Source organism: Pseudomonas sp. CCNWLW23 (assembly GCF_037095675.1).
GTDB classification, from domain to species: domain Bacteria; phylum Pseudomonadota; class Gammaproteobacteria; order Pseudomonadales; family Pseudomonadaceae; genus Aquipseudomonas; species Aquipseudomonas atacamensis.
In genome coordinates this window covers 1-12,793 of sequence record NZ_JBAWKM010000024.1, presented here as the reverse complement: position 1 = coordinate 12,793, position 12,793 = coordinate 1, and the positions used below count along the sequence as shown (strand labels likewise).

At 63.0% G+C, this 12,793-nt stretch carries 4 protein-coding genes; all 4 read left to right on the top strand.

Going from position 1 to position 12,793, the window contains the following annotated elements:
• Positions 1–118: 118 nt before the first annotated feature.
• A complete protein-coding gene (gene gspE, locus V8J63_RS23910; protein ID WP_336464707.1) occupies positions 119–1,525 on the top strand; it encodes a type II secretion system ATPase GspE in 1,407 nt (468 codons plus the stop codon).
• Positions 1,525–2,736 (top strand): type II secretion system inner membrane protein GspF, encoded by a 1,212-nt coding sequence (gene gspF / locus V8J63_RS23905; RefSeq protein WP_130886953.1) that lies wholly within the window; start codon positions 1,525–1,527, stop codon positions 2,734–2,736. The genes gspE and gspF overlap by 1 nt, the downstream gene beginning before the upstream one ends.
• A gap of 437 nt (positions 2,737–3,173) precedes the next feature.
• On the top strand, positions 3,174–4,277 hold the full coding sequence (locus V8J63_RS23900) for a substrate-binding domain-containing protein (RefSeq protein WP_197890570.1): 1,104 nt from the start codon (positions 3,174–3,176) through the stop codon (positions 4,275–4,277).
• 174 nt (positions 4,278–4,451) lie between these two features.
• On the top strand, positions 4,452–12,793 hold an 8,342-nt coding region (locus V8J63_RS23895; protein ID WP_336464706.1), incomplete at its 3' end, for a two-partner secretion domain-containing protein.

The following is a 12,793-nucleotide window of genomic DNA, read 5'->3' as shown; positions in this document are numbered from 1 at the left end:
CGGGGATAAATCCCCTCGCCACAGAGGTTCCCATTGCCACTGAGGATTCCATTGCCACAGGGGATCGCATTGCCACAGAGGATCTCATTGCCACGGTCGATTGCGGGGAGGATGGGCGATGAGTGCATTGCCTTACGCCTGGGCCAAGGCGCAGCGCATTCTTTTGCGCGATGGCGTGCTGACGGTGTGCCCGTCAACGCCCGGCTGGTCGATCAGCGAAGTGCGTCGGCAGTTCGGTGCGACGCAGGTCGAGCGGGTGCGCGATGACGAGCTCGACGGTTTGCTCGCCAGCGCTTACGCCGACACCGGCAGTGCGGCGGCGGTGGTGGGTGCGGCGGAAAACGAGGTTGATCTCGACCGGCTGATGCAGGACATGCCGGAAATCACCGACCTGCTCGACACGCAGGACGGCGCGCCGGTGATTCGCATGATCAACGCTTTGCTCACCCAGGCCGCGCGCGATGAGGCCAGCGACATTCACATCGAGCCGTTCGAAACCCATTCGGTGGTGCGCTACCGCGTCGACGGCACCCTGCGGGATGTGGTCTCGCCGCGCAAGGCGTTGCACGGTGCGCTGGTGTCGCGGATCAAGATCATGGCCCAGCTCGACATCGCTGAAAAACGCTTGCCGCAGGACGGTCGTATCGCCTTGCGCGTAGCGGGGCGGCCGATCGATATTCGGGTGTCGACGGTGCCCACCGGCCATGGCGAACGCGTGGTGATGCGCCTGCTCGACAAACAGGCCGGGCGCCTGCATCTGGAAACCTTGGGCATGGATGCACAGGTGCTGGCCAAACTCGACCATTTGATCCGCCAGCCCCACGGCATCGTCCTGGTCACCGGGCCGACCGGCAGCGGCAAGACCACCAGCCTCTACGCGGCGCTGGCGCGGCTGGATGCGAGCACCAGCAACATCCTCACCGTGGAAGATCCGGTGGAATACGATTTGCCGGGGATCAGCCAGATTCAGGTCAACGCCAAGATCGACATGACCTTTGCCCTCGCGCTGCGGGCGATTCTGCGCCAGGACCCGGACATCATCATGATCGGCGAGATCCGCGATCTCGAGACCGCACAAATCGCCGTGCAGGCCTCGCTCACCGGGCATCTGGTGCTGGCGACGCTGCACACCAACGACGCGGTGTCGGCGGTCAATCGCCTGATCGACATGGGCGTTGAGCCGTTCTTGCTCGCGTCATCGATGCTCGGCGTCCTCGCGCAACGTCTGGTGCGGCGCCTGTGCAATCAGTGCAAACAGGAAGATCCGGCCACGCCCGGCACCTGGCGCCCGGTGGGCTGCGCAGCGTGCAATCACACCGGTTACAGCGGCCGCACCGGCATCCACGAATTGTTCTGCATCGACGACGACATTCGCACGCTGATCCACCAAGGGGCAGGGGAGCAGGCCCTGCGCGCGGCGGCGGCGAAAGCAGGGATGTTCAGCCTGCGTGAGGACGGTGAGCGCTGGATTCGCAGCGGTGCCACCGCGCCGGAAGAAATCCTTCGCGTGACACGGGACGCCTGATGAATCGCTATCGCTTTGAAGCGGCGGATGCCACGGGAAAAATCGAGTCCGGGCACCTTGAGGCGGACAGCCAGAGCGCAGCGTTCAGTGCCTTGCGCGGACGTGGCCTGACAGCGCTGTCGGTGCATGAGGAAAGCAACGTCGCCCGACACGGCGGCAGCGGTTTGTTCAGCGCCAGACTCTCCGACAATGACCTCGCCTGGGCCACGCGGCAACTGGCGAGCCTGCTCGGTGCCAGCCTGCCATTGGAAGCAGCGCTGAGCGCGACGGTCGAGCAGGCCGAAAAAAAGCACATCGCCCAGACCCTCAGCGCCGTGCGCGCCGATGTGCGCAGCGGCATGCGTCTGGCGGAATCGCTGGCGTCGCGGCCACGGGATTTTCCCGAGATTTACCGCGCGCTGATTGCCGCTGGCGAAGAGTCCGGCGATCTCGCCCAGGTGATGGAGCGACTGGCGGATTACATCGAGGAACGCAACAACCTGCGTGGCAAGATTCTCACTGCGTTCATCTATCCCGGCGTGGTCGGGCTGGTGTCGATCGGCATTGTGATTTTCCTGCTCAGCTACGTGGTGCCGCAGGTGGTCAGCGCGTTCTCTCAAGCGCGGCAGGATTTGCCGGGGTTGACCCTGGCGATGCTCACCGCCAGTGATTTCATTCGCGCGTGGGGCTGGTTGTGCGCGGCGCTCATGGCCGGGGCGTTCTGGAGTTGGCGTCTGTATTTGCGCAATCCGGCGGCGCGATTGAGCTGGCATCACCGGGTCCTGAAGTTGCCGCTGTTCGGGCGTTTCATTCTCGGCCTGAACACCGCGCGATTCGCCTCCACCCTGGCGATCCTCGGCGGCGCCGGGGTGCCGTTGTTGCGTGCACTGGAAGCAGCGCGGCAGACCTTGTCCAACGACCGCTTGAGCCTGAGCGTCAGCGAGGCCACGGCAAAGGTGCGAGAAGGCGTCAACCTCGCCGCCGCGCTGCGCGTGGAGAATGTGTTCCCGCCGGTGCTGATTCACCTGATCGCCAGCGGCGAGAAAACCGGCTCGCTGCCGCCGATGCTTGAGCGTGCGGCGCAGACGCTATCGCGGGATATCGAACGGCGCGCGATGGGCATGACCGCGCTGCTCGAACCGCTGATGATTGTGGTGATGGGCGGGGTGGTGCTGGTGATTGTGATGGCGGTGTTGTTGCCGATTATTGAGATCAACCAGTTGGTGCAGTAGCCAAATTTGATGTTGGCCGGGCCGGCCTCTTCGCGAGCAGGCTCGCTCCCACAGGGGAACGCATTTCAACCGTGGGAGCGAGCCTGCTCGCGAAAGCGCCAGTCCCGACAACACAAAACTCAAATATTTTGCACCGGCCTGACCCTCACCCGAGTCCCGATCCCGCCATCCTCGGGTTCTCCATTCTGTCATCTGCAACCACCCGCCAACGGCTCCAGCCCGATTCAGCCAAACCCCCGATCCAGACGCGCCGCAACCCACCGCAAACACCCGAGAAATCCGCACCAAAATCCCCGCGCAGCTCCCGAGGTTTTTTCCTTTATCTGTCACCGGAAGCTGCGAATTTCTCCCTGCGGCTCCACTGCGGTGGACCCTCCCGGTGTCATGCAAGCCTTCCGAAACCTGTGTTCCCAACCAAGTTGAAAAGGAGATTCTTCATGTTCAAGCGCACTCTGATCGCCGCCTCACTGACCGTCGCCGCTCTGGCTTCCGCCCAGGCCATGGCCGTAACCGGTGGTGGCGCCTCGCTGCCTGCCGCGCTGTACAAAGGTTCTGCCAACAGCATCCTGCCAGCCAACTTCAGCTACGCCGTGACCGGTAGCGGCGTCGGCAAAAGCGCTTTCCTGACCAACAATGCCGCCCAGTTCAGCACCACCGGCACCGTGCATTTCGCCGCCAGCGACTCGATCCTCAGCGCTACGGAACTCAGCACCTACACCAGCAACTTCGGTGCTTCGTACGGCCCGTTGATCCAGCTGCCATCGGTGGCCACTTCGGTTGCCATTCCGTACAAAAAATCCGGTCAGACCGCGCTTAACCTGACCAGCGCTCAACTGTGTGATGCGCTGTCGGGCACCGCCACCACTTGGGGCGCTCTGCTGGGTAACGCCGACAGCACGCCGATCCGTGTGGTTTACCGCAGCGTGTCCAGTGGCACCACTGAAATCCTCAGTCGCCACCTGAACGCCGTTTGCCCAGGCAAATTCGCCGTCAACTCCACCTTCACCAACGCTCGTCTGCCGGCCGGTTCCGCGCTGCCATCGACTTGGGTCGGCGTAGCCAACACCGCTGATGTGGCCACTGCGGTGAACGCCGTGGACGGTTCGATCGGCTATGTGGGGCCGGACGGCGTGAACGCCACCAGCAACGCTGTGGTTGCCCGCGTCAATGGCGTCCAGCCAACCAACGCTAACGTGACGCTGGCGCTGAGCACTGCACCGGTGCCAAGCGCACCTGCCAACCCGGCTGGCTGGGCCCCGGTCGTGCCTAACCCGGCAAGCGGTTACCCGATTGTGGCTTACACCAACTTCATCTTCGGCCAGTGCTACAAAGATGCAGCCGTGGCCACCGCCGTGCGCAACTTCCTGACCACCCACTACAGCAACCCGGGCAACAACGTCGCCACCGTCGCCCACAGCTTCACGCCGGTTCCCAACAACTGGAAAACCGCTGTGACCGCCAACTTCATCACCAACACCTCGGGCAATAACCTGGACATCAACAACGCCAACGCCTGTAACGGCATTGGTCGTCCTTTGTAAGCCTTGTCTCAACGGCAATGAAACGGCAGCAGCCTTCGGGCTGCTGTTTTTTTTTGCCGATTTACTCCTTGATCATGAAGTTTGTGTGACATCCGTTCGGTCGTGAGGCTCGCCAACTGCCTATGTCGTAACAGCAGGGCTGATCCGACCTGCCACCCAAAAGGACCTGTAGTGATGCTTGCTCGCACCTCCCGTCACAGTAACCGTATCCGGCCGATCAAACGTGGCGCGGGCGATCCCGCACAGTGGCTGCTCAAGCCATTGGCGCAAGCCGTCGCCTTGTGTCTGGTGGCGGGCAGTGCCGAGGCGGCGACAGCGTTCAGTTCCACCTGGTTTGCCGCGAAGGGCTCAGCGCAGCAGGCTTCGGCGTCGCGTCCGGGTGGTAGCGGTCTGCCGGGGATGACCCCACCGCTGGCACAGCAGCAACGGGCCAGCCAGCAGTTGCAGCGCTCTTTGCAGACGCTCAATAACACCGTGGCAGCGATTGCCGCTCAGCAGGCCGCACAAGCCGCTGGACGTGCCGCCGCATTGGGCAGTGTGCAAGTGGTACCGGACGGATTGGGCGAGGGCGGCCTGAAGGTCGATAACAGCCTGAGCCAGGGCTGGATGAACGCCAAAGGCCCGCAACAGACCCAGGCCGACGGCAAGACCACGGTGAAGATCGAGCAGACCGCCGACAAGGCGATTCTCAATTGGGAAACGTTCAACGTCGGCCGCAATACCACAGTGGAATTTGCCCAGCAGGCCAACTGGGCGGTGCTCAATCGCGTCAACGATCCGAGCGCACGGGCCAGCCAGATTCAGGGGCAGATCAAAGCGGACGGCACGGTGATGCTGATCAACCGCAACGGCATCGTCTTCAGCGGTGGCAGCCAGGTCAATGTGCGAAATCTGGTAGCGGCAGCCGCGAACATGACCGATGCACAATTTCGCGATCGGGGTCTGTATTTCGACAGCACTGGCAGTCAGCCAACCTTTACCGACGCTGCTGGCAAAGTCCTGGTGGAGCGTGGCGCAGCCATACAAACGCATCAACCTGCGCTGTCCACCGACGCTGGCGGCTATACCTTGCTGCTCGGCCAGGACGTGCACAACGACGGCTCGATCAGTACGGCCAAAGGTCAGACGGTGCTGGGTGCGGGGGACCGTTTCTATATCCGCAAGGGCTCGGGCACCGACGGCAATGGTTATTCAACCACCTTCGGCAGTGAGGTCATTCCCGGTTTCAAGGCTGACAGCTCGGGCAAGGTCAGCAACACCGGCCTGATCCAGGCATCCACCGGCGACATCACCCTGACCGGCCGCGACGTTGTGCAAAACGGTGTGCTGCTGGCGAGCACTTCGGTGGCGACGCGCGGCACCGTGCATCTGCTCAATCCGGCCAGCGATGCCCAAGGCCGTGTGACCCTGGGCGAAAATGGCGTCAGTGCGATTCTGCTCGACAGCAGTGATCTCACCGCCCTGGACAGCCAGCGCGAGGCGGCGCTGACCGGCGTCAATGCCAACAACCGGATCCGCAGCGATCAGTCACGCATCGACATCGGCAGCGGCGGCACCGTCGAATTCAAAAGCGGCTCGATCACCCTTGCCACCGGTGGGCAGGTGGCAGTTGCCGCCGGACAGCGCAGTCTATTGCGCGAGGGGGCGGTGATCGACGTGTCCGGCGCCCTCGGCGTCAAAGTGGCGATGGCAAACAACAACATCAAGATCAACGTCCAGGGCAACGAGCAGCGTGATGCGCCGGTCAATCGCGAGAACGGCGCGCTCAACAGTAACGACATCTGGGTCGATGTCCGTGAGCTGGTATTCGTGCCGGCGGGCACCAACGGTTACGCCACCGACCGCTGGTACACCGCCGGTGGGTTGTTGGAGGTCGGCGGATACCTCGGCACTCAGGGCCATGGCGTTGGGGAATGGATGGCGCAGGGCGGTGAGGTGCGGTTTTCCGGAAAGGACGTGATCAGCGAAAAAGGTTCGCTGATCAATGTGTCCGGCGGCACGCTTGATGTGCAGGGCGGCGAGATTCGCCAGAGCTGGCTGCGCGGTGCGGACGGGCGGTTATACGAAGTGTCGCGTGCGCCGGGCGATATTCTCTACAACGGTCTTTACAAAGGTTACGAAAGTCACAGCGAGCGCTGGGGCCAGACGGATTATTTCTATAGCCCGCTGATCGCGCCGACGCGTCGTCAGGAATCGGGTTACACCGTTGGCCGGGATGCCGGCCAGTTGGTGATCGCCACGGGCAACGCCGTGCTGGATGGCCAGCTGTTGGGTGAGGTGTTTCAGGGCGAACGGCAAATCCAGGCACCGCGGGCAGGTCTGGACGGCTATGCCCAGACCCAGACCGCCCGGGCGCAGCGAGGGCAGTTGGTGGTTGGCAGTTACGATGCTGCTTATGTCGCTGCCAGTGCCGGCCTGCTCTATCAACTCGCCCCGTTGCTCGATCAGGTGCAAGTGGGGGGCGCGCATGCCAGCGTAGCGAACGCAGGGCTGACCGACGCGGTCGCGGCAGAACGCGCAGGCAAACTGTTCCTCGATGCCGGGCTGCTCAATGGTTTCGCGCTGGGTGCGCTGAAGATCTCGGCGAAAAACACGATTGAAGTCAATGAAGGCGTGACGGTGGATCACGGTGGCAACATCACCCTGTTCAGCCCTGACGTGCAGGTCAATGCCGATCTGATTGCGCAAGGCGGCAGCCTGCAATTGGGCAACGTTTTGAACCAGCTCGCCACCGATCGGCGTGATGACACCAGTCTGCAGGTTTCAGCAGGCAAGCAAGCGCGAGTGACGGTTGCGCAGGGTGTGCAGCTGCAGACACGCGGTCTGTGGAGCAACCTGTCGAGTAACCCGGACGACGCGGGCGGCCTGGCGTACCTCAATGGCGGGACGGTGTCGATCCGCAGTACCGGCGACATTCTGCTGGCCAGTGGCAGTCTGGTCGATGTTTCGTCGGGCGGTGCGGTATTGGCCAACGGCAAGACGCGTGGCGGCAAGGGTGGCGACGTGACGCTTGAATCCAGCGCCAACAGTGCGCCAGGCCTGTCGCGCATGGTGCTCGATGGCAAGGTGCAGGGCTATGGCGTGAACGGCGGCGGCACCTTGACCGTGCAGGCCAGCAAGGTGCGGATCGGCGCTTCCGGCGAAGTGGCCGAAGAACAGACCTTGCGCCTGACGCCGGAGCTGTTCCGCACGGGGTTCAGCGCCTACAACATCATCGGTCTGAAGGGGCTGGAGGTCGCCGCGCAAAGCGCGATCGATGTGCAGATGCCGGTCTATCGATTTGGCGAATCCGCCTCGACCATTGTGTCCGGTATGTCGCCGCGCGCTGCGCTGGAGCTATGGACGCCCGCGCTATTTCAGGAAGACCCGCTCAAGGGCGTCTTGACGCAAAGGGCCGGCGCTTCTGTCGCATTGCAAGCCGGCGCGACGCTTGCTGGCTTGATTGATCCCGCCAGCAGTCCGTTGTCGATTGGCGAAGGCTCACGGATCAGCGTCGATCCCGGCCAGCGCATCGGTTTGCGCGGGGCAGGCCAGATCACGCTTGATGGTGAACTCAACGCCTGGGGCGGTGTTGTCGATATCCGTCAACAGCAGTTCGGCGCGATTGATGTGGCGACGTCCTTGCAAGAGGCCGATCCGACCCCGCACAACCGTTCGATCTGGATCGGTGAACATGCCTTGATCGATGTCGCCGGTCGTGCAGCGACCGCTGTCGATGCGCTGGGCCGCGTCTACGGCCAGGTTGGCAAGGGTGGCTCGATCATTGTCGGTGGCGAGATTGATGTGAAGAAAGTCACGGCGACCGCTGCCGATGCTTTCGTCATCATCCGCAACGGTGCGCGACTGGAAGCGTCCGGTGCGCAAGCCGTGCTCGATAGCGGTGGGCAAGGCCCCGCTCGTGTGGCCACCGATGGCGGACGGATCACCCTGAGTTCCTACAATGGTCTGTTCATCGAGGGCAGTCTGCAGGCCAATGCTGGCGGTGCGGGTGCGGCGGGCGGGCGTCTGGAGATCGCTCTGGATACACCGGCGTACGGTTCCGCGAACTTGAGCAATGCGGTGCGCGTGCCACGTGAACTGATCATTGCCCAAGGGCCTGCGCCGGCACTGCCGCAGCCGCTGCGAGCGGGAGAGGCTTCGCCACTTTTACGCTACGGGCGTACACGCTTGAGTGCCGATCAGCTTATGAGCGGTGGCTTCGACAGCGTGAGTCTGCTGAGCAACGGTCTGATGACGTTCGACGGCGATGTCGACCTGCACATGGGACAGGGCCTGAGCCTGTTCGCCGGTTCCCTTTCATTGGCCGAGTCGGCGAGTGACAGCGCCCGGGTCAACCTCAGCGCACCTTACCTGCGCCTGTCAGGGCTGGGCACCTATTTCAGCTCGGAAGTCAAAGTGCGTCCGCGGATGATGAGCAATCCGACAGCGCAGTTGTCCGGCGCGCAATTCACCGCCAGCGCGAACCTGCTGGACGTGGGCAACTCGCTTTCATTCGGCACCGAAGGGACTCTCGTGCAATCGGCCGCACCGGCGCTGGCGGTCAGCCGCCGTGGCTTTGGTCTGGTCACGCTCGACAGCCAGGGCGACTTGCGCTTCCTCGCGCCAACCGATGAACAGCAGCGCAGCCGTCTGTGGACTGCGGGTGACATGCACATGCGGGCTGCGCAGATCTACCCGGCCAGTGGCGTCTCGGCTGAGGTGCGAGTGGGCTATCAAAGTATGGCCGGATCGGTGCCGGAGCATACGTTGCGTATCGGCAATCACGGGGCGGCGCCGACCGCTTTGCCTTACTCGGTGTTCGGCAGCCTGACACTCAGTGCGGGACAGATCGAGCAGGGCGGCGTCATTCGTGCGCCTTTGGGGCTGATATCCCTGGGTGATGACGTCATTGTCAAAACCCGTGAACTTCACCTTCTGCCGGGCAGCGTGACTTCAGTCAGCGCCGCCGGACTGGTCATGCCCTATGGAGGAACCACCGACGGTATCGACTATCGGTACAACGGTAAGTCGGTGATGTTGAATGGCATTGCCGGAGCGACCTCCGGGGTCATCCTTGATGCGCAATACACCAATGTGCAGGCCGGGGCGGTAATCGACCTTTCGGGCGGCGGCGATTTGCGCGGTGCCGGTTTTGTCTCCGGACGAGGTGGCTCCACCGATGCGCGTTTCAATCCGCTGGTACGCAATGCCACCGATGGCACCTTCAGTTTGCCGGGGCTGGCCAATAACCCCGTGTATGCAATCGTGGCCGGTGACCAGAGCCGCTATGCGCCGATGCTGGCCGAGGCCGGCGCGGTCGACCCGCGTATCGGCCAGCAGATCACCCTCGGGACCGGCGTTGCCGGACTGGCACCCGGCACCTACACCTTGTTGCCATCGACCTTTGCCTTGTTACCGGGCGCCTTCCGGGTCGAAATCAATGGTCAAGCGATTGCGGGGCCGATGGACAGTGCGTTGAAGTTGCGCAATGGCTCCTGGACCACGGCCGGACAGCTGTCGATTGCCAACACCGGTATTCGCGACAGTTTGCTCAGCCAGGTCATCGTGACGTCTGCCGATGTGCTGCGGCGCTATTCACAGTACAACGAAACCGGGTTCAGCCAATTTGTGCTCAACGATGCTGCCCGCCGCGGTCTGCCGCGCGCCCGCACACCGCTGGACGGCAACACGCTGCACCTGCGCATGGTCAGTGGCGGCGAGCACGACTCAGCCCTGGACTTCAACGGGCAGGTGCTGTTCAAACCTGCCAGCGGCGGGGTCATTGGTACGGCGGTCGTTCAGGGCGGTTATACCGGCGCAGAGTTTGAAATTCTCGGTGCCGGGCATACGCGAACGCCAGGGTTCGACGGTGTATCGCTGTACGCCGACACCCTCAACCGCTTGAATGCCGGACGTTTGACCATCGGTGGCACCCCAACCGTGTATTACGGTGCGGAGGGCGGCTCGATCAAGGTGATCGGCAATACCTCGGCGATTCGTCTGCGCGAGGGCGCGATCCTCTCGGCGCCAGAGGTTGTGCTGAGCAGTAACAGCGCCAATGGCGGCATCACCATCGATGCGGGAGCGGGCGTCAATACCTTGGGGCGAGGTGACGTCCCGTATGATGCCGCAGCCGGTTTCGTCTACGAACCGGGGCGCTCCAGCCTGCTGGTGGTGTCCAACGGCTGGACGCCGGTGCTTGCGCCCACCGAAGGCGGGGGCGGGAGCATTCGTATCGGCAACTGTCCGACGGCCGATTGCACCGCTGCGGCGTTGCTGTACTCCAACGGCAGCATCATCGCCGCCACTGACAAAGACTTCGAACTGGGCGAAAGCGTGCGCTTTGGCACTCGCCAACTCGGGCTTTCGGTCGGTGTGGTCAATGCCGGCAGTTCGCAAGCACTGGCCGCAGCCAGCGGCCGCACACCCGCGGGCCTGACGCTTAACCAGAACGTGCTGGATCGCCTGTTGCAGGGCGACACGCAATCTGGCGCCCCCGCCCTGGAAACCCTGAGTCTGGTGGCCCGCGATGCGTTCAACTTTTTCGGCAGCGTGACCCTCGACACCATTGATCCGCAGACCGGCCAGAGCCGTTTGCAGAATCTGGTGTTGGGTAGCCCGGCCATCTACGGCTCGGGCGCTGCCACCGATGTCGCGACGATCCGCACCCGCAATCTGATCTGGAACGGGGCGACTCAGGCCCCGGGTACGGTGGTCAAGGACGGCGCCGGCAACGGGCACGGCACGCTGGATATTCAGGCACAGCGGATCGAATTGGGTTATGGCCCGAACCCGCAGCCCAATGGCCTGGATCGCAATAACCGACTGGCCCTGGGGTTTGCCAACGTCAACTTCAACGCCAGCGAGCGCATCACCGCCAACCACAAGGGCAGTCTGGCGGTGTACGAATCCCAAGGAGCTTATGACGCGGTCAAGGGGTTCAGCTACAGCGGCGGCAATCTCAATCTGCGCACGCCATTGCTGACCGGCGAGGCCGCCTCGGTCAGTGAACTCAAGGCGGGCAACAACCTGACGCTGAGTGGTAGCGCCACAACGGCTGCCGCGGATGCCCTCGGTGCGCAACTGAGCCTGACGGCACGCAGTGTTGTGCTCGACAGTCGCATCGTCCTCGCCAGCGGCAAGCTGCTGGTCAATGCCGAGGATGATCTGCTGCTTGGCAGCGGCGCGCAGGTGGACATGGCGGGCCGGGTTCTGCCGTTCAATGATGTGCAGAAATACAGCTGGGGTGGCGACGTGTCGTTGCAGAGCAACAACGGCAATATTCGTCAGTTGGCGGGCTCGCGAATCGATCTGTCCGCCGTCAATAATCAGGCCGGCCAATTGAACGTTGTGGCCCTGGCCACTGACGCTGGACAGGTTGATCTGCAAGGGCAGATTGTCGGCAGCAGCAGTGGCTATTACGACGCGGGCGGTACGTGGGTGCCGTACAAGGCCGGTGGCGTGGACATTCGCGCCCAGCGCCTGGCGGGTGATTTGAGCCAGGCGTTTGCCAGCCTTAACCTGCGCTTGAATGCCGGCGGGGTAGTGGGCAGTCGAAGCTTCCAGTTCAAGCAGGGCGATCTGCGTATCGGTAACGAACTCAAGGCGGGCGAAGTCAATGTCTCGGTGGACAACGGCAACCTGACCGTGGACGGGGTGATCGATGCCAGTGGTGAACGGGTCGGCAGCATTCGCCTTGCTGGCAAAAACGGTTTGAACCTGACAGGCAACGCGCTGCTCGATGCCCATGGCCGCGTACTGCGCGTCGACAGCTACGGCAAAATCATCGACGCACCGAACCGCGCCATGGTTGAACTCAATTCAGGTGACGGCGTGCTGACGCTGGCCGCTGGTGCACGGATTGACCTGCGTCACGGCACCGATGCAGTGCCTGGAAACCAGGCGGGACAACGCGATGACGTGTTGCGTGGGACGCTGGAGCTGAATGCACCGCGCCTGGGCGGCGGTGACATTGCGGTGGATGCCAGCGGTACGTTGAGTATTCAAGGTGCCCGCTCCATCGGGCTGAATGCCGTGCGAAGTTACAGTGATGCTGCCGATGGCACTGATCCGGCGGCCAGCGGTCGCCCGTATCAAGTGATCGATCAAGCCTACCTGGATCGCATTCACTCAGACAGCAGCGGCTTTATCGATGCGGCGCTGGGTAACAGTGATCTGCTAAAACGCAAACTGGCCGGCCTCAACAATGCGACCTATGCCGATGCGTTTCATCTGCGCCCAGGGGTGGAAATCGTCAGCAAAACCGCTGACGGCGATCTGGTGGTGCAGGGCGATCTCGACTTGTCCGGCTACCGTTACGCCAGCCTCAACCCACACACTCGCCGGACCTCGGTGTATGGCAGCGGGGAAGCGGGCAGCCTGTTGATCCGTGCCGGTGGCAACCTCGATATCTACGGCAGCATCAACGACGGTTTCGCACCGCCGCCGGAAACCGTGGACGACGCTGGCTGGAAACTGTTGCCGGGGATACAGCCTTTCGGCGGTGACCTGATCGTACCGGGCAGTGGTGTCAGCCT

Excerpts from the sequence above, each read along its gene's own strand:
- gspF (WP_130886953.1), top strand. The coding sequence starts at position 1,525 with ATGAATCGCTATCGCTTTGAAGCGGCGGATGCCACGGGAAAAATCGAG.
- V8J63_RS23900 (WP_197890570.1), top strand. The coding sequence starts at position 3,174 with ATGTTCAAGCGCACTCTGATCGCCGCCTCACTGACCGTCGCCGCTCTG.
- gspE (WP_336464707.1), top strand. The coding sequence starts at position 119 with ATGAGTGCATTGCCTTACGCCTGGGCCAAGGCGCAGCGCATTCTTTTG.